Annotated in this window: 16 protein-coding genes; 10 read left to right on the top strand and 6 right to left on the bottom strand. The window is 41.6% G+C overall.

From position 1 onward, the window contains the following. The first annotated feature begins 22 nt into the window (after window positions 1-22). On the top strand, window positions 23-727 hold the full coding sequence (locus M3180_RS05510) for a PI-PLC domain-containing protein (RefSeq protein WP_251666272.1): 705 nt from the start codon (window positions 23-25) through the stop codon (window positions 725-727). A gap of 524 nt (window positions 728-1,251) precedes the next feature. Here M3180_RS05510 and M3180_RS05505 read toward each other — a convergent pair. After that, entirely contained in the window at window positions 1,252-1,605 is a 354-nt protein-coding gene (locus tag M3180_RS05505) for a hypothetical protein (RefSeq protein ID WP_251666271.1), read from the bottom strand. A gap of 146 nt (window positions 1,606-1,751) precedes the next feature. On the opposite strand from M3180_RS05505, the gene M3180_RS05500 reads away from it, so the two are divergent. Further along, entirely contained in the window at window positions 1,752-2,030 is a 279-nt protein-coding gene (locus tag M3180_RS05500) for a hypothetical protein (protein WP_251666270.1), read from the top strand. Between the two features lie 74 nt (window positions 2,031-2,104). Further along, window positions 2,105-2,338 carry a hypothetical protein gene (locus M3180_RS05495; RefSeq protein ID WP_251666269.1) on the top strand — a complete coding sequence of 78 codons (234 nt, stop codon included), beginning with the start codon at window positions 2,105-2,107 and terminating at the stop codon, window positions 2,336-2,338. Between the two features lie 218 nt (window positions 2,339-2,556). Here M3180_RS05495 and M3180_RS05490 read toward each other — a convergent pair whose 3' ends face one another. Beyond that, window positions 2,557-3,513 (bottom strand): aldo/keto reductase, encoded by a 957-nt coding sequence (locus tag M3180_RS05490; protein WP_251666268.1) that lies wholly within the window; start codon window positions 3,511-3,513, stop codon window positions 2,557-2,559. Between the two features lie 155 nt (window positions 3,514-3,668). On the opposite strand from M3180_RS05490, the gene M3180_RS05485 reads away from it, so the two are divergent. Then, window positions 3,669-4,502, top strand: a complete 834-nt coding sequence (locus tag M3180_RS05485) for a helix-turn-helix transcriptional regulator (protein ID WP_251666267.1) — start codon at window positions 3,669-3,671, stop codon at window positions 4,500-4,502. A 58-nt stretch (window positions 4,503-4,560) separates the two neighbouring features. On the opposite strand, the gene M3180_RS05480 is transcribed toward M3180_RS05485, so the two are convergent. After that, window positions 4,561-6,624 carry a beta-galactosidase gene (locus M3180_RS05480; RefSeq protein WP_251666266.1) on the bottom strand — a complete coding sequence of 688 codons (2,064 nt, stop codon included), beginning with the start codon at window positions 6,622-6,624 and terminating at the stop codon, window positions 4,561-4,563. Between the two features lie 242 nt (window positions 6,625-6,866). Here M3180_RS05480 and M3180_RS05475 point away from each other — a divergent pair, with 242 nt between their 5' ends. Further along, window positions 6,867-7,742 (top strand): AraC family transcriptional regulator, encoded by an 876-nt coding sequence (locus M3180_RS05475; RefSeq protein ID WP_251666265.1) that lies wholly within the window; start codon window positions 6,867-6,869, stop codon window positions 7,740-7,742. 31 nt (window positions 7,743-7,773) lie between these two features. Here the strand turns inward: M3180_RS05475 and M3180_RS05470 are convergent, their stop codons facing one another. Further along, window positions 7,774-8,619: an AraC family transcriptional regulator gene (locus M3180_RS05470; RefSeq protein WP_251666264.1), complete on the bottom strand. Its 846-nt coding sequence runs from the start codon at window positions 8,617-8,619 to the stop codon at window positions 7,774-7,776. A 174-nt stretch (window positions 8,620-8,793) separates the two neighbouring features. Here M3180_RS05470 and M3180_RS05465 point away from each other — a divergent pair, with 174 nt between their 5' ends. From M3180_RS05465 to M3180_RS05445, 5 genes are all read left to right on the top strand, one after another. Beyond that, a complete protein-coding gene (locus M3180_RS05465; protein ID WP_251666263.1) occupies window positions 8,794-9,654 on the top strand; it encodes a sugar phosphate isomerase/epimerase family protein in 861 nt (286 codons plus the stop codon). A gap of 12 nt (window positions 9,655-9,666) precedes the next feature. Further along, on the top strand, window positions 9,667-10,824 hold the full coding sequence (locus tag M3180_RS05460) for a Gfo/Idh/MocA family protein (RefSeq protein WP_251666262.1): 1,158 nt from the start codon (window positions 9,667-9,669) through the stop codon (window positions 10,822-10,824). A gap of 472 nt (window positions 10,825-11,296) precedes the next feature. Then, window positions 11,297-12,334, top strand: a complete 1,038-nt coding sequence (locus tag M3180_RS05455) for a glycoside hydrolase family 88/105 protein (protein WP_251666373.1) — start codon at window positions 11,297-11,299, stop codon at window positions 12,332-12,334. Between the two features lie 26 nt (window positions 12,335-12,360). Next, entirely contained in the window at window positions 12,361-13,467 is a 1,107-nt protein-coding gene (locus tag M3180_RS05450; protein ID WP_251666261.1) for a rhamnogalacturonan acetylesterase, read from the top strand. A 109-nt stretch (window positions 13,468-13,576) separates the two neighbouring features. After that, window positions 13,577-16,120 carry a glycosylhydrolase-like jelly roll fold domain-containing protein gene (locus M3180_RS05445; RefSeq protein ID WP_251666260.1) on the top strand — a complete coding sequence of 848 codons (2,544 nt, stop codon included), beginning with the start codon at window positions 13,577-13,579 and terminating at the stop codon, window positions 16,118-16,120. Window positions 16,121-16,210: 90 nt separating this feature from the next. On the opposite strand, the gene M3180_RS05440 is transcribed toward M3180_RS05445, so the two are convergent. Both M3180_RS05440 and M3180_RS05435 read right to left on the bottom strand, forming a co-directional pair. Beyond that, the gene (locus tag M3180_RS05440; protein ID WP_251666259.1) at window positions 16,211-17,839 is read right to left on the bottom strand and encodes a response regulator; all 1,629 of its coding nucleotides are present in this window, start codon (window positions 17,837-17,839) and stop codon (window positions 16,211-16,213) included. 2 nt (window positions 17,840-17,841) lie between these two features. Then, window positions 17,842-19,659, bottom strand: a complete 1,818-nt coding sequence (locus M3180_RS05435; protein WP_251666258.1) for a cache domain-containing sensor histidine kinase — start codon at window positions 19,657-19,659, stop codon at window positions 17,842-17,844. Between the last annotated feature and the right edge of the window lie 9 nt (window positions 19,660-19,668).

Here is a 19,668-nt window from a genome sequence, read left to right as displayed (position 1 = left end):
GTTTCTATCATAAGGAGTGGTGATGGTGAACAGACAGTATGCATGGACAGTAAAATGGTTAACGGTTGTACTAAGCATGGTATTGTTAATATCGTTCATCCCGACAAGTGTGACAGCAAGCTCAGGATTGATTAATGCCAATCCATACAAAGCTTTTCATGATACGTATAATGAGAGTGATCCAGACCAGAAGTTTCTTGATGCGCTGAATTTAAAGTTTTACAATGTTGAGCTAGATATTATGGTAGATACGAATCATAGCGTTTATTCAGGCTCACAATATCCTGATTACTTACAGGATAAAGTGAAGCTGTATGTGAAGCATGATGCCGCAGCTTGGCCGAATACTAGAGATCTTTATAAATATTTTGAGGATGTAGCCTCTCAAATTAATCGTAATGGTGGCAGTGTACATGGTGATGGGAAGAGCTTCATTATTAATATTGATATGAAAACAGCAAACAATCCAAATTATGAAGCTGTGTCTAGCTCTGTACAGGCGATCTTTGAGCATTATGGGCAGCTGATGAGCTATGGCTATATAGGTGATGCAAGCAGCTTCTCTAACGGTGCGATTACGGTGGTTTTATCTGGTGCTGAAGAGATGAAAAATGCTTATTTTGATTACATATCTAGCACGACAGGCAAACTGCTTGCATTTAAGGATGAAGTTTATAGCATTACTGACAGCAGATATGGAAATGTTGCAGATTATTTTGCTATCTAATAAGTCCCTCAAAAAGTTGGGCGGAAAAACGGATTGATGTGTTTCATCTCCTGCATAGTTAGAGAACGGAAATTCTAAAACTCTTATCCGTTTAAAAAGATGTATTTTGATACAACCTTTAGCCATAATTTGTATAAGAGATCGTTGTCCAATTCACTAATCTCGTATAAATAGTTCTAGAAAAGCATCTATCAATATATATATACTTAATGGTACAAAAAGTATATATCCAAGAGTCCTTATTACAACTTCCATTACTTCAAGTACTGAAGTAAATACAGGAGGTATTGGAAGTGTTATTAAAAAGTATGACAAAATAAATACCATGTATAACTGTGTTCTTTTCTTCATAACTTCACACCTCAATGGTAATCATATTTAATTTACTAAGTTAAATCTAATACACTACACCTTAATGATATTTATAGATAGACCATTAATATCCAACTCTAATGTATACGATCCAGTAAATGAAGTAAAGGATACCTAGAATTTCTAAGTATCCTTTAATTTAACCTACTTAACTAAAAATATATTTTTTCAGTAGTTCCACTTGCGCCTTTCGTTACCGGGAAAGTATTCCATGAATCAAATTCAACATTTACTGACGTAGAAACTGTTGAATGAGCAAAATTATCAGATAAATATGAGACAGAAGATGCATCGACTGTAACAACTTTAGATTGCAAACCACCACTCACGAAAAAGCTTCCATCAAAAAATAGCGTTGAATTATCAGTAAAGTCTAAGTTACTCCAATTTTGCGACCAGCTAAATGCTACTGAAGCATTTAAACCTTGTCCCCATCCATATCCTGCCCCTACAGAATAGCCTACACTACCGCTACTTCCAGCATTTGTAGGTTTATGCTCAATCATTGTAGATGGTCCAGTGTTTATTACGATATCTATATTGTCATCAATTTGATATTTACACTCATACGCAACGTAACAGCGGTCAATTAAACTATACTACAGGAACTTGGGATGCTAGTGGGCAAATTTCATGGCATGTAAGTGGAGACATGAACGGTCAGGATGGTATAGACCCTACGGTTGCATTTATAGGCAACAATAAGGTAATCGAGCTCCACACGAGTGAAAACACGGGACTGATTTGGTACAATATTGGTGAGCTTCAATGGCCAAATATTGCTTGGATGAACAATTATGTATGGGATTCTGGGGCATCGTCAACACCAAGTGTAGATTACAATGCCGAGCATAATGTACTCGTTGATATTCATAAATCATCACTAAATCAAGCGTTGTGGTACAACACAGGCAAGATAAATATTCCATAAGCGATATAGATAAAGGACTAATTTCCATTAATGTCGAATATTAGATTCAATAATCGATATTAAGGGGGATAACAATGGCTAGAACCTATCATGCGGAAGGTAGACAGCTGGCAAAGCTATTAAAGGCACTGTTTATATCAGGCGGAGTTATTTTATATATAAGTATTCCGGGACTGCATTGGGGATTTTTCATTGCGATTGTTATCGCTGCGATACTATTATCCGAGATCGCCGGCGCGATGTGGACTCAAAAAAGAAGGCTGCAAAAGAAAAGCAAAAAGGCAAGTAAAGCCAAGCAAAGCAAATAACTGCGCATATAAGTAAATAGATGTCTTTCAACTAATTGACCCTAAACGTTAAGAAGCCTTCAAGTCTTAATCATGTCGTAAGATATGATTAAGACATGGGGGCTTTTTTATTGAGAGAGGAATCGTCTATCACGGGATGATAGACGATTTCGGTTAGTAAATCATAATTAGATTAGAGAATGTAGCATTAAGGCTGCTTGCATCAAAAGCTAGACTGCTTATTCACGCGTATCCTGTTTTAAATCAAGCCAGCTTACCTCACTTGGAGTAAGAGACACATGAAGCGCTTCTAGGCTGGAAGTAAGCTCGGTGGTATTGTTCGGTCCTATGATGGCGCATGTTGGGAATGGCTGATGCAGCACGAATGAAAGTGCAATATCATTCGTGCTTCTTCCTTTCTCAGCTGCCAGCTCTGAAGCTCTGCGATAACGTTCCCAATTTTCATCATTGTAATAGACACGTACTGCCTCAAGGTCATCCTTGTAGCTGGGGGAATAACGCCCTGTGAAAAAACCACCAGCTTGAGAGGACCAAGATAAGAGAGGTAATTGTGTACGTTCATGCCAATCTACATAGACCTCATTAGCAGAAATACAGCCTTCCCATCTTGGCTCATTCGGCTTCGCTAGACTAAGGTTAGGACTGTTACAAACAAAGCCTCTCAAGCCATGACTTTCTGCATATTGGTTGGCTTCCTCGATTCGAGCTGTCGTCCAGTTCGATACACCGAGTGCATGGCATTTTCCAGCTTCCAGCTGTTCATTAAGTATTTCAAGGATGTAGCCGACTGATTTCTGAGGATCATCACGGTGAAGCATGTAAACATCAACATAATCTGTCTGCATCCACTCAAAGGTTTCTTCAATATCGCGTTCAATCTCCGCCTTGTTAACTCGCGGGCCATTTGCATCGGGATGGGCGCCCTTTCCAATCAGAACAATTCCTTCACGATTGTTACGCTTACTGATCCACTGTCCAATCGCTTTTGCACTGCCTGGACCATATACCTTAGCTGTATCGATCGTATTACCGCCTCGTTCTACATAGCAATCCAACAGCTCTTCAGAGTATTCCTGTCGTTCGATATTCAACATCATCGAGCCGAGTACTAACTTAGTGATAGGTTTTCGTACACCATCAATACCGATAGATTGCATTAGATTTGTACTAGTCATTAGATGACAAACCTCCTTAAAGTTGAAATCTATTTAGTTCAATGCAGTAATCGTTTCTATGCTAGAATATTGCTATTATATACAATATAATGTGCCTTGAATATAACATTATTATGATATCGATATAACGATTTTGAACAATAAGGAGAAGAAGTATGAGTAGACATGTTTTTTTGCCTGCAGTAGATAAGGGGCAATTTTTTTGTTTTCCTGATTCGATTGGTCATTATCATTTGAATCCCAATCATATGGTTGATCGTCAGACAGGTGAACTGACCATGTTTAATTTTCATTTGGTTTCTAGTGGAAAAGGCTATGCCGAAGTAGATGGACGAGTATATCCACTTCATGCAGGAGATGTCTTTCTCTATTTTCCAGGACAAGCGCAACGTTATTACTCTAGTGAGGAGGAGCCATGGGAGGTATATTGGATACATTTTTATGGCACTCTGGTCAGTGAGTATTTTATAGATCGAGGTTTTGCGCATTTTCCGCTATATACATTACGCCAATGGGAGTCGCTGCAACAATTATTTGAGATATTATTGAATGAAACAAAGGAAAGTGGCGGACTAGAATCTGCTAGAATATCGATGCTGACCTATGGCTTGCTTGCTGAATTTGTTCTCTACGCTGAGCCTTTAGGTGTAAGAAGAGGAAATAATGCTACTGAAAGGATTATGGAATTGCTTCCGCTTATACAGGAAGCAGCTCAGGAGCCCTTCGAGCTGGACAACTGGGCCAAGAAAGCAGGGATGAGCACTTCCTATTTCTGTCGCAACTTTCGCAAGGTAACGCAGCGTACACCAATGGAATTTGTTACGCTCTGTCGACTGCGTCTAGCTAAGCAAATGCTGCTTGAGGCGAAGGAGAAGTCAGTTAGTGTGATTGCAGAGTCATGTGGATATCCAAGTAGCAGCTATTTCATTAAACGGTTTCGAGAACATGAAGGCATTACACCAACTGAATACAGAAACCTATATATTTAGACATTCCCCTCCACAGACAAACAGAGCAGCGCATCTGAGCTGCTCTGTTTGCCTATGGTTAAAACTCTCTATAGAAATCATCTCTAATGTCCGATACTGCAAGATAGCAATCCTTGCCATCGAGTAGTTTTGCTGGAACCTTCCACACCTCTCCATAATAGAAGCTATCTGCAACGAATTGTCCATCTGCATAAAGCTGCGCGGTGTCACCATAGTAATCAATATCGATCAACCCATGACTACCCTTAACACTAATCTTTTGCCACGTAATATTTCTTTTGCCTCCGATATGCATGTAATCTACATGTGCTGGCTCGAATGGTGGCGCATCGATAGTAGAGAAGGAAACAATTGGCGCTGTATAAGGCTGATGTATCGATTTAAGCTCAAAGCTTTCGCCATTCCAGTAGTGATAGTTGTAATCACCATCTTCAACTGAGAGTATAGTATTGTTTGCGCTGTACAGATCACAGCCATCGCCTAGATAGATCTGACCATCTAGCTTGCGCAAATATTTAGCTTGCTCCCATGTCAGTGTTACAATACGAATTCCATCGACAGTAAACGAGGACTGAATCCCTGGTTGCGGTACAAAATTATCTCCATTATCGAATTGATAAGTGGCTGGAATGCCTGGTACTTGAGCAAAGAAATAGTTATTTCCTATTCTGCATAGCGGCTGTGCGGTCGCATATTTCAAATTAACGCCTGACAGATTCATGTTAAAAGGCATAAAGAAGCTTACATCTCCACAAATATCAATCGTTGGAAATGTGACGGTGCCAGTATCGATGACCACATCTCGGATATCTTCAAGCGTTGTAAGCCTCTGATAATGATTCACAAATACAAACCCTCGCTTGCCGTCTGTACGCATAACATAACGTAATGAATTCGTATCATCTCGTGTAACCGTATGCTGAGCCTCTACTCTGACCAGTGGTGCCAAGTTTTCCACGAAGTCTTGTACAAATAAATGCAGCAGGTTTAAAAGCCTATATTGCTCTCGTATCTCGCCATACTCCGAGATTGCCGTCTGAAAATCATAGGAGAGAATAGGGTAATCATTCGGATAGCCTGTAGCCTTCGATTCCTGAAGAGTCGATAGCTGTCCAAGCTTGTTCGTTCCACCATGATACATATAATAGCCAACGAGATTGTTACCATCACCTAGCTTTACAAGCGATATTGCATAGATATCCATCCCTCGAACAAGCGGTCTGCGATGATGCGTTACTTGCATTCCACCGCCTAGCTCGCACGTTGCAAATGGATATCTCTCATAGGGCATCTGCCAGCCATCATCGCTTTTGTTCTCTTGAGGAAGGAGATCAGCCCCAATACCAGTGTCATTACGCATGCCAGTAAAAAAGTAATGTGGAGATGGAGGCAGCTGATTCAAGTGTTCCTCCCAAGGTGCATCACAGTACCCGCCAAACACTGGAACAACATCGTCCACAGGAATTTTAGCTCCTGCAGCAGCATTCCAGCCCGTTACTGTATATAGAGGAGCAATGATACCACATTCGATTGCAATCTCCTTTAATTTGAGCAAATGCTCAGCGTCGTGTGTTAATTCATTCTCTAATTGGACAGCAATGATATTCCCACCATCCTTGTACAAAAGCCCCTGCACCTGCTCTGAAATTTTCCTGTACAATATACGCACCAATTCAAGATAACCAGCATTATTATCTCGCAGCTTGAAGGGCTTTTTAAGCAGCCAATCAGGGAATCCTCCATTCCTGCACTCACCATGTGCCCACGGGCCAATTCGAATAACGACCTCGAGTCCTGCTCTCTTACACTCCAATATAAAAGCACGCAGATCATTGTCGCCTGAGAAGTCGAATTCACCTTCAATTTCTTCATGATAGATCCAGAAGATGTAGGTCGATACAAGGGTAATACCACCTGCCTTCATCTTGCACAGTTCCTCATACCAATGTTCTCTGTTATACCTTGAGAAATGAAATTCCCCCATAATTGGCACCCATGGCTTGCCGTTTCGGGTAAAATATAAGCTTGTTACATCTATGCGATCTCCCTCGGGATTCTCTCCTCCAAGCTTCAAATGATGCTCTAATATCTCCGGCTGCTTAAAGTTCTTGAATGTATACATACAGATATCTCCTCTCTTGGCGTTAATATTGAAGCCATTGTAGCTTAAGAGATGACTTAACCGTTAGTAATTCATAATGAAAAAGTAGCACAAAATGGATATATTGATGAAAGTTACGATGTAAATGATAAGTCCATGCGAACTATTGATGGGTGCTCACTACAATCGTGATCGTCTATAATAGGGCTTGAGGATGACTATGACTAGGAGCTATATTATACGAGCTATATTAGGAGGTAGACATGCTACCATTTAGACTATTTCATCATAAGGGTGAACTTGAATTACCGTTATCATTGTATAGCTGTGGCCTGCATCCCCAGCACATCATACATAGACCGATTGGCTATCCAACATTTCAATGCATGATTTGTTTTTCTGGCTCAGGAACCTTTCACTTTGAAGGCATACCTTATCTGAAGATGAAACAGGGAGAACTATTGTTAGTACCAAGTAAGGTTGCTCATGATTATGGTCCATCAGAGGTAGAGCCTTGGATATTAGGTTATATGGGAATTGAGGGGAGCTATGTGGAATCCATCATTAGTGCACTCCAGCTTCCGTTATTAAAGCCAATAGCAGTAAATGAACATGAGCTTCAACAATTAGAGCAAGACATCCAGCAGCTGTGGCATATGAATGAGCAGGAGGAAGAAGATGCTAATCGGTCTGCTTCTATAAAAATTTATAGTACATTAACCTATATCGCTACGATCAACGGTAAAGAGAAGACGCAGAAGCCGTACCGAAGCAGCAGTGGGGCAAAGGATCTGCTCCGTGCTTCTGTTCAATATATGGAGCAGCACTATATGGAAGACTTAAGCTTAGCTAATATTGCTCATACGGTAGGATATTCCAAGCAGCATTTTCAACGTAAGTTTAAGGAAGTCTACGGAATAAACCCTAAGCAATATCTCCAGCGACTTAGATTATTGAAGGGTGCTCAGCTACTAGAGGGAGAAGTCGAGTTATCTGTAGGTGAAGTAGCGACAATGGTAGGGATGGAGCTTAACTATTTTGTGCGGTTATTTAAACGCAACTATGGCATTACTCCTGCAAAATATCGAACACAGAAGGACAAAAACATCGACACCTCCTCAACGATAGAGATAAATTAATAATGAAAGGACTGAAAAAAGATTCCGGTCCTTATTTTCTAAAATATTGCTTAGGAGAATAGCCTGTAATGCCTTTAAATGCTTTGTAGAAGGTAGAGTAATCACTATAGCCAACGGCATGAGCCGCGTCTAATGCGGTCAATCCTGTCATAAGTAGCTCTGAGGCCTTCATAATCTTTTTATAGGTTATATACTCGTTTACGGTAAAACCAGTATTCAATTTAAAGATGTGGCATAAATAATACTTGTTCACATAAAACCTTTGCTGCAGGACATTCAGTGTTATTTTTTCATCTAAGTTTTTATTAATATAATCTAGAATCTCTACTATTTTATGATCGTATTTATGGCTTTTTTGACGCTCTCCAAGTGAACGATCATATTTTGCGAAAACTTTATTCATCGTAACAAGCATCTGTACGAAAATAGCTTTCATTAGGGTGCTGTTTTCTGGGGACGGATCTTGAGCAGCGGTTTCTAGTTGCCTCCACAATTCATCAATCTTATATTGATGGACATCTTCAGCAGTAATTCTATTAAAATAACCTAGCTTCCTGTTTTCAATATGTGAAAGTAAATTATATTCGCCTGTCTGAAAGGAGGAGATGTATTCTGGTTTAAAGTGAATGAACTTGCGTTCATAGCGACACTCAGAATTAAATACAATTCTGTGCAGCTCTCTTGAATTGGTAATAATCATATCATGAGGCCGGAGCTCATATGCCTGCCCTTCAATATAATACGTAAGATCCCCAGCAATAAAATAAAACAACTCATAGCAATCATGTACATGTGTTGTCACATCAGTTGGAATGTCTGTTACCGAATGAACTAATAAAAAATGGTTACTAATAAAACGCTGAATTTGTTTATCCATAGCCGCCACCCCCCTCTTTCAGTTTAAGGCATGTCCCATCGTGCAGCAACACGAAATCAGCAATATTTGCAATGTATTAAGCAATAAACCCAATGAATAAAAGCTCTAGTTGCTATACAATTTTAATTACTTAAGGAAGAAACTAGAATCACTAGTGAGAGAGGATGGCAACCTATGAGTAAATTTATTCTATCGGCCTTTGCAGATGAAATCGATTCTAATTTAAACACGCAGATGGATGTTCTAGATCAGCATCGTATTAAGTTTATTGAGATGAGAGGAGTAGACGGTAAAAATCTTGTTCATTACACCTTGGATGAAGTGAGAGAAATTAAAAATCGTCTTGATGCGAGAGGCTTTAAGCTTTCGGCTGTTGGTTCACCGCTAGGCAAGATCGGCATAAAGGATAATTTTGAGCCTCACCTGGAGCTGTTTAAGCATACACTAGAGATTGCAAAAATTATGGAATGTAAGTATATAAGGATGTTTAGCTTCTTTATACCAGAGGGAGACAGCCCAGACATTTATCGGGATGAAGTCATCCAGCGCTGGAAACAGTTTGTAGAAGCCGCAGAAGGAAGTGGAGTGACCCTTCTACATGAGAATGAAAAAGGGATTTACGGCGATACCCCCGAGAGATGCTTGGACCTGATAACAAGCATGAATTCTGATTACGTTAAAGCGATATTTGACTTTGCAAATTTTGTGCAGTGCGATGTGAAAAATTATCCAGACGGCTATGAATTGCTAAAGGATTATATCGAGTATGTACATATTAAGGATGCGGTGTACAGTGACCATCACGTTGTACCTGCAGGGGAAGGCGATGGCTGTGTAGAAGAAATTCTTCAGCAATTGTCACTTCGTGGCTATGTAGGGTTTCTATCACTAGAGCCACATCTAGGTAATTTTGCAGGCTTCGCTGAGCTTGAGCCGAATTCACCTGGCTATGATCTTCCAGAGGGTGGAGCAAGAAGCTTCGCGATTGCTGTGCAGGCATTGAAAAAGCTAGTAACGAAAATTGAGAACGAGTAAGGGGGATTAACTGTGGAAAACGTTCGTATAGGGATTATAGGCATTGGAGGTATGGGATCAAGTCATGCCAACCATATTGTGGCAGGAAAGGTTCCTCATGCTGAGTTGACTGCGGTATGTGACACTAATTCGGATCGATTGGAGTGGGCACGTCAAAGCTTCGGTGATAACGTGAAGCGTTTTGATGACGTGGATGCATTTTTTCAGTCTAAAGCGTTTGACGCTGTCTTAATTGCTACGCCTCATTATGATCATCCAGCACTAGCGATTCAAGCATTAGAGCACGGTTATCATACATTGATCGAAAAACCGGCGGGCGTATATACGAAGGCTGTAAGAGAGATGAATGAGGTCGCGTCGCAAAGCGATAAAGTATTCGCCATTATGTACAACCAACGAACGAACCCAGTTTATCAAAAGCTTAAGGATCTGATCGATTCAGGAGAGCTTGGTGAGCTGAAAAGATCGATTTGGATTATTACGAACTGGTATCGTCCGCAAAGCTACTATGATGCAGGAGGATGGCGGGCTACCTGGTCTGGAGAAGGCGGCGGAGTGCTGCTTAATCAAGATCCGCATCAGCTGGATTTGTGGCAATGGATGTGCGGTATGCCTAAAAAGGTACGCGCTTTCATGTCCTTTGGTAAATATCATGATATCGAAGTGGAAGACGATGTGACTGCTTATGTCGAGTATGCTAACGGGGCAACAGGTTTGTTCGTAACAACGACCGGAGAAGCACCAGGCACGAATAGACTAGAGGTTAGCGGTGATCGTGGGAAAGTCGTGATTGAGGATGACAAGCTTACGTTTTGGAGACTGCGCGTTTCGGAAAGAGAGTTTAATAGAGAGTATAAAGGCGGTTTTGGCAGCCCTGAGTGCTGGAAATGTGAAATTCCAACTCCAGGAGATAATAGTCAGCACATCGGAATTATGAAAAACTGGGTTGACGCAATTTTACATGGCAAGGAGCTAATTGCTCCTGGAATAGAAGGGATTAAGGGTTTAACGATCTCCAATGCGATGCATTTGTCTGCATGGACTGATAGCTGGGTAGAGCTGCCACTCGATGAAGACATGTTCTATGAAAAGCTTAAGGAAAGAATAGATAACTCCACATATAAGAAGAATGTTAGTGAAGTTACGCTTGACGTATCTGGAACGCATTAGTAGATATTAGCGATTCCTGAACCAACAGCGAGGATACTACGGTGTCTTGTTAAGCTGACAGCTACATGATAACGAATACAGCATTGTCCTGCGGGCTGCTATTAAGTAACAAATTGTTGCTTAATAGCAGCCCGCTTTTTTGCAATGCCTGTTTTTAACTAACTGCTCTAATGACGCTAAACACAACGCATATTGCTTTTGTTGAAAGGAATGTGCAAAAAAGTGATACAGCATTAAAAAAGTACCATCCGATACGCAAGAGCTGTGCAAAAAAATACTATTGGACGCCATTCGATGTTGTATTAATGTAAGGTTGAACATGAATGACCAACGATACTGGAGGTGTGCTGAAGGCAAAAAATAATAGTTTTTACGGAATTGAGCAATAAAAATAGTCGATTGTTTAATATGGATTCATTACAGTATTAAGCACATGAGTATCGAATGAGCTTTTAATATAGGGGGCGAAATGATGCGTAAATTTGAATGCGATGAAGCTGAAGTGAAGGAAGCAATCGAAAGAGTTGTTCAACGAACGATGAATATGGATTTTACTTGGAACTGGTCCTGTGGAGTAGCCTACTACGGAATTTGTAAGGCGTGGGAAGTAACGGGCAATCAGGAATACATTGATTTTCTAGTGAAATGGGTGGATGAATATTTAGAATTAGGGCTGCCGCCAATGATGGTCAATGCCTGTGCGATGGGCCATACGATGATTACGCTGCATGAAGCGACGGGAGACTCCAAGTATTTGGAGCTGGCATTAATGAAGGCTGAATACTTAAGAAATGATGCGATCCGCTTTGGTGATGGTGTGTTTCAGCATACCGTATCGTCGAAAAATGACTTTCCGGAGCAGGCATGGGCAGACACATTATTTATGGCAGCTTATTTCCTGCTGCGCCTAGGCTTTAAGCTGGACAAACAAGAATATATTGATGATGCACTAAAGCAATTTTATTGGCACGAGGAATATTTACAGGATATGAAGACGAATCTATTCTATCATGCTTGGGACAATGTGAAGCAAAGCCATTTATCCGGCATCTATTGGGGAAGAGCCAATGCATGGGCTGCTTATACGATGGCACAAGCATATAAGATGCTGAACCCATTTATGCCGATGTGGATGCAAATCGGTGGAGCGCTAGGCGATCAGCTAAGTGCACTGGTGAGATTACAGACTTCGGACGGGTTATGGCGCACAGTATTGAATGACGAGACCTCTTACGAGGAAACATCCGCTTCAGCAGGAATTGCAGCAGCAATGGTCATTAATGGACATCCGATGCATCAGAACGCTATGGCAAGCGCTTATAAGGGAATCCTCGCCAATATAGATGAGGATGGCTCCGTTCGAAATGTATCAGCAGGAACGGCAGTGATGTATACCGTTGATGATTACAAGATCATTTCTAAGAAAAGAGTGCAAGGCTGGGGCCAAGGGCTTACGTTAGCTTACCTAGCGGCTTTGCTTCAAAATAAAGAGCTAGTCAGCAAAATATAGGCTTGATGCGACCAAGGAGGGCAAGCATGAAAGTTCAGCATAAATTTGTGTTTGCAGAGGAAGAGGAATGCGCAGACTCCATCTCCATTCAGTATACCGATTGCTACAGTATGGATAGAGGCTATGGCTTCAAGCAAGCTACAAGCTTGTCCACCAATGAAGACTTACGGCTTTCTTTACCTGGTGAATATGTACAGCCGGCTGTTCCTACGCTATTGGTCGACGTGCCTTATGGCAATTATCGGGTTTCCATATGCTTTGGTGATCAAGAGAAGTCCACTGAAACGACGGTATTGACTAGTATTGGCAGTCTGATGCTCGATCGGATTCAAACCTTGCCTGGGCAGTTTCTTGAAGAAGAGTTCGCTGTTCACGTGGATGATGGACAGCTGAAGCTAGCTTTTGCTGGACAATCACCATCTGTTCGTTCCATTGCGATTAATAGGGATGCATCCATTCGTACGATGTTTTTGATTGGAGACTCGACTGTCACCGATCAGCCAGCTGGCAAATATCCGTACACAGGCTGGGGGCAAGGGATCGGACAGTTTTTTACTGCTGATATTGCAGTAGTTAACTATGCACGCTCGGGAGCAAGCTCGAAAAGCTTTATGGAACAAGACCGTTATCTAAAAGTACAGAGTCGGCTGCGTTCCTCTGATTATGTGATTATCCAGTTTGCTCATAACGATGAGAAGGATAATGATGGTGGTACGAAGCCGTACTCTTCGTACCAGCAATTCTTACGTGAATATATTAACAGTGCAAGGAGCTGCGGGGCTGTCCCACTGCTAGTAACGCCAATGCATAGAAGAGTATTCGATGAGCGGGGAGAAATTCAGGATACCCATGGACAATATAGCGAAGCAATGAGAAAGCTGGCAGCTGATGAAGGGGTAACGTTGCTTGATTTGGCAGCAAAGAGCAAGCAGCTGTTTGAAGCATCTGGCGAAGAAGGAACGAAGGAGATCTTCCTGTGGGCTGAGCCAGGTGCTTATCCGACGCTGCCAAGTGGCGCTGCTGATAATACCCATTTCTCTAGGCACGGTGGAATGGAAATTGCAAGGCTTGTTGCAGACTGTGTCCGAGAGTCTACTTTTCTACCGTTAGCACGCTTCTTAAGAGATAGGTAATTGACCTTCATAGAAGCGTTTATCTGTTTATCGAGCAATTCAATGAACAATTCAATAAACAATTCAATAAACAATTCAATGAACGAGGATCGAGGTGTCGACGAGAACGATGAAGCTACTTGAAAGCTTGAAGCAGACATTTATTAATCCACCAAGCGAATTTAGTCCAATCCCGTTCTGGTTTTGGAACGATGAGCTGTCTAAGTCTGAAATTATTAGACAAATTCATGATTTCCGTGCGAAGGAAGTAGAAGGCTTTGTTATCCATCCTCGGATGGGATTGCCTCGAACGATGCCTTATCTATCGGAATCATATATGGAATTGGTCGAAGCGGCAGTAGCCGAGGCGCAGCGACTTGGAATGAAGGTCATTCTCTATGATGAAGGAATGTACCCTTCTGGTTCGGCATGTGGGATGGTTGTCCAGCATAATCCAGAATACGCTAGCCGTGCTTTGCAGCTTCGAGAGTATGCATGCGGAGAAGAGAACGAGACATTTAAGCTAACTATTGATCTGTCGCAAGGAGAGAAGCTCGTTTCTGCGCAAGCCGTTTGTAAGTTAACTGAGCAAGAAATAACGATGGAACGAACCATTGTGCTCAAGCTTGAGCAAGGCAGCGATCATATTGAATTTACTCCACCGAATAAAGGAAGCTGGTCGGTATTGCTGCTCGTTGATACCTACTCCCAAGGAACGATTCGAGGTGTACACCCCGGACAGGATGATGGAGAGCCAGATGCACCTTTAGCTGCTGACCTGTTGAATCCAGAGGCGACGAACACCTTTATTGCATTGACGCATGAACGTTATTATGAGAAGCTGCAGCAATATTTTGGAACAACGATATTTGCTATGTTTACGGATGAGCCGGATTTGCTTGGCAGAGGACATAAGGAAGGCTTAATGCCTTGGACTACAGGCTTTATGGAAGAGTTTCTAGCAGGTGGTGGGCGTGAGGAGGAGCTTCCAGCGCTTTGGTTCGAAGCCGGAGAGGAAGCGGAGCGGATACGTCATTATTATAAGAAGCTTGTTCAAGCACGACTTTCGCGTACCTATTACAAGCCGCTTGCTGATTGGTGCGAGGCGCATGGCATTGGATTGACTGGACATCCCGCAGCTAGTGATGATATTGGGCTGTTGGAGCATTTCCATATTCCAGGTCAGGATATCGTGTGGCGTTATGTCGCTCCTGAGGATGATAAAGCGCTTACCGGCATGCACAGCACAATGGGCAAATGCTCCTCTGATGCTGCGCGACATCGAAGCAGACGCCGTAACCTGAACGAAAGCTTTGGAGTTTGCGGACGTGAAGGTGGATGGTCATTAACAGCGGATAATATGAAGTGGTATTTGGATTGGCTATTCGTTAGAGGTGTCAACCTCATTGTCCCTCACGCCTTTTATTATTCAATACGCGGGGAGCGTAGAGATGAACGACCACCTGACGTTGGCCCCAACAACATATGGTGGTCAGAGTATGCTCAGTTTGCAAGATACATGAAGCGGATGAGCTGGCTTATGACCGACAGCGTGAATGGTGCGGAGGTTGCGGTGCTGGCGCAAGCTTCCTACCTGCCCTGGAGAATCGTTAAACCGTTATATGAGCGACAGATTGAATTTAACTATTTAGAGGAAGAGCTGCTGCTCCATGCTAGCCACATCGTTGACGGAACGATACATATCGCTAAACAGAGGTATAGCATCATCGTCATCGAAGACGGACGTCGTTTCAGTAAAGCGTGTGAGGAGATGCTAGCGGAATTTGTCCAGCAAGGTGGCAAAGTGATTGAATGGAAGGATGAGAAAGAAGGGCTCGGTGTCATTGGTCAGCAGCGAGCTTTCAATGCAGAAGAGGCAGAAGATCTCGTAGCAACAAGCCTAGACCGTATCAATGCCTTTAAGCTTCAACCAGCACAGCCAACGATACGGATCAGTCGAATTACCAAGGAAGGAACGAACTTGCTTGTCGTCGTGAATGAAGGGGAGACTAGCTACGAAGGTAAGCTGCTTGTAAGCTTCACTGGAACACCAGAAATTTGGTATCCGTGGACGGGGGAGCTTGAAGCTGCACAATATTCACGTGTAGGAGATAAGCAGACTATTAAGGTCAGTGTTGCACGCAGAGAATGCATTGTTATCGCATGGGATAGATTGGGGAGTGTTACAGCTACAGTGGATAAATCCGATGTTGAACCAAGCGAGTTGAGCGAACAGATTGACAAGGTTGAGTCGTTCGAGCGTGAGACGAGGACAGAAACAATTGATCTCTCTGAGGGCTGGCATATTGATCTTGCTGCATGCAGCAAGGAGCTGAGCAGCTTGGCTTCATGGACTGAGTGGGCAGGACTGGAGCATTATTCTGGCAGCGTCATCTATACGAGAAGCTTTGAGCTGCCTGACGATGTAAGAGAAGGAAGCATTGAGCTCGATCTAGGGGAAGTGCATGAAATTGCGCGGCTATCGGTTAACGGACAGGAGCTTGGCGTTCGGATGTGGAAGCCGTACGTGTTTCAGCTAAAGCCCGAACTGCTGCAGAGTCATAATGAGCTACAAGTTGAAGTAACAAACAGCCTAGCGAATAGCTATGATGGTCTTTCATTGCCTTCAGGTATTATTGGACCAGTATCTCTAACGATTACACGCAGTAAATAGCGAGAGAGCAGCCTTAGAAGCAATTAATGCTTTTCTAGGGCTGCTCTCTTTTTACATCTGCAATTATGAATAGCACAGGTGTATCATACTTTACCGATTCACGAATGTTTTACGATACTCATTTGGCGTCAAGCCCTCGTGCTTCTTGAACACCTTGCTAAAGTATTTTACATCTGCAATGCCGACCATTTCCGCGATTTGATTTAGCTTCAGATTATGATTACGCAGTAATGCTTTGGCTTTGTTTAAGCGAAAGCTCGTTAAATATTCTGTGAAGCTAATGGCATAATCCTGTTTGAACTTTCTTGAAATATATTCTCGACTAATGAGGAACGTATCAGCAATATCTTGCAGTGTAAGCTCCTCATTATAATGCAGCTCGATATATGACACGATATCAGAAAACGAACGAGACTTATTCTGCTGAATACTAGTGATGGCTTGTGACAGATCGAGGTTAAATTGTAGTGCCCATTGTCGCCAATCATGTATTTTAATGCTGTAATCGTGTATGCTCGGAGGAATATTTAATTTATCCTGCTGCTCCAGTAGTGATAGCAGTTCATTTTTCTGATTGCTCGAAATCTCTTGTAATAAGGAGTGGCGGAAGCTAAACATATCCTCTAACCATGCCTGTAAAATATAAGGGCTAATATAACCGCTATTTACAAATTGCTGCAGCCAAGAGGTGGAGTATTGCTCAATGAAGTGTAGATTGCCGCTTATTAAGGCAACTCTCCATTCCTCTCGAACGTCTGCAAACGAATAGCTGGTGCGGCCTTTGAACTGTTCTACCTCACGGACATTGTGCAAATAGGTCGTGAAATCAAGCAAGTTACGATGATTCAAAGCGCGAATCGCTTCATCATATTGATTAGCTAAACTAGATGGAAATTTACCCATCGTCGTTGTTCCAAAATGGAATTTGCGGGAAAAAAGCATCTGTATTGCATCATTTATTTGGTTAGTGACATGAGCTGCATCAATCTTATGATCCCATAATAATAGGAGGATTTGCTCAAATGAGCCCCAGTAGTTAAACGCAATACCATTTGTATTACCGCCAATGCACTCATTGCAAATATTTTCAATCGTGTACAGCAATAGATCGATATCGTTACCGAACCTGTTTAATAGAGGTTCATCTGCGTTGTTAATTTGTAGTATAACGAGCTGTGCATTCTTAATCTGGTCAGGAATGACACGCTCTCTTTGCAATCGTTGAACGGTATAGTGAATATTGGTAGGATCATCGATTAGCCGAGATAGAAGCTTCTCATCATGTACTGGCTTCAGCTCATTAAGCTTAATCGATTGCTCCAATTGAACTTGGCGCGTATGCTCTTCGGCTAACCAAGCCTTCGTTGCTGTAGCTACAGCGGTATTAATAATATCATCATCAATTGGCTTTAATATATAATCGATTCCGCCGCATTGAACGGTGTGGCGCATATATTCAAAATCATCATGCCCGCTTATTACGATGAATTTACAAGTTTTTGAGAAGCTTTCGATCCAAGTCATTAGCTCAATGCCGTCACCATCATCCATCATCATATCGGTAATGACAAGCTGTGGTTTAAACTCACTCATCATCTCAATTGCTTTTTTTCCGCTTTCTGCTTCTTCGATTTCGGTAATACCGTGTTCTTCCCAATTGACTAATAGTCGAATCGCCTTTCTTACACGAGATTCATCATCTACTATTAATGCTCTCAATTTTATTCACGCTCCAATTTCACTTGTGCAGGAAAAATGATTACGACAATAGTCCCTTTGTTTTCGGGGTTATTGTCAATGTCTAAGGTAGCTTTATTATCATAAAGTAGCTTTAATCTGGTCAGAACATTATTTAATCCAATGGATGGATTGGATGATGGTTCATCGCTATCATGCTCCGCAAGGCTCAGTAAATTGCTTGCGGTATACTCCAGCTTCTGATGTAGTTCCTCCAATTTCTCAGGCGCAATGGGTAACCCATTATTGCTTATTTTAATACAAATCGTATGCGCGGGAAGTGCGCTTACTTGAATCGATAGCTGCTGATTGTCGGTGTTGCGCTGAAAGCCGTGCTTGAAGTAGTTCTCTACAATAGGCTGTAGGATAAGCTTCGGCACCGGCATTGACAGTAAAGATTCATCGATATTAAATTGTACGTTAAATTGATTTTCATAGCGCTCTTTTTGCAGCTCAATGTAAGCTTTTACATGATCAAGCTCATCGATTAATTTAACGACTTTATTGTTGTTGTGCATACTATACTTCATCATTTTAGCTAGTGAGGATAGTAGCTTGTAGATTCTCATATTGTTTTGCTCTAAAGCTAATGTCCCGATAATTTGCAACGTATTATTGAGGAAATGCGGATTTATTTGCGCTTGCATTGCTTTAAGCTGATTATTTTTGCTGGATAGCTCCAACTTGTACTCCCGTAAAACTAAGTTGTTAATCGTATTCATCATTTCACGGAAACGGTTAATAATATTACTAATCTCATCATGGCTTTTCACAGATGGAATAGCGACATCTAATTGTCCGCTTTGAATTAAACTCATATATCTAGAAAGCTGACGTATTGGCATAGTAAGACGAATCGAGATGATCATAGTCGCCCCAATAATCGTAATTAAGGAGATCGCTAACAATAGGATGTTAATAGCCGCAGCATTTTTAGCTTCCTTCGTTAAATAAGCAATAGGTATCTCCTTCACTAATGTCCAATCCGTTAAATTGTTTTTTATTTTGTGATAAACAAATAAGCTATCTTCTGCCTCAAAATAGCTTTGCAGCTGTTCATTAGCTTGTACGCCCTCGTCATACCAAGCACTAGCAAAGGCTTGTCCATACTGCGTCTCATCATCACTATAGATAAGCTGTTTATTATGATCGATAATATAAAATTTTTCAGCACCCGGATTATATAGATTGTGAACAATGCTCGTAATTGCCTTAATATCAACATCTATCGCCAAATGTCCGATCACCTCGGTGGATGGGATCTTTTGTATTTTATTTTGCAATGTAAATACATGACGAGCGGTATGATTAGCCGTTAACGAAGTTAATCCGTATGTATGGCTTAGATGAGTTGGCAGTAAATGCTCGTCGGAATCGGTGGAAGGATGGACATCAATATTATAGTTTCGGCTAGGTGTGTTTAATGTAACAAGTGTAGCCTTGTTATTTTTATTCTCGTACAAATACACTTGATACACATCAGGGACAACACTGGTCATGTACAGTAGTGCATCATAAACACGTGATTCACTATACCTATCGTTATAGCCGCCTTGAATAAGGGACTGTATCGTATAAATATTAGAGCTCGCTCGGTTTAAATTATCTAATAGCGTTGATAAATTATTAGCCCCTTGAAATAGTAAATTCATATTTTCGGTAGCCATTCTTTTCTTTAGCGACTCACTCGTGTAATGGTAACTGACTAACATCGTCGCCGAAATGGGTATGATCGTTGCCAGTAATAAAAAGATAATGAGCTTGCTTCGTATCGTTTTGAACTTCAATTTAACACTCCCCAATCAATATTT

The organism is Paenibacillus camelliae, assembly GCF_023715345.1.
Classification (GTDB): domain Bacteria; phylum Bacillota; class Bacilli; order Paenibacillales; family Paenibacillaceae; genus Pristimantibacillus; species Pristimantibacillus camelliae.
This window is presented reverse-complemented; position numbering and strand designations above follow the sequence as displayed.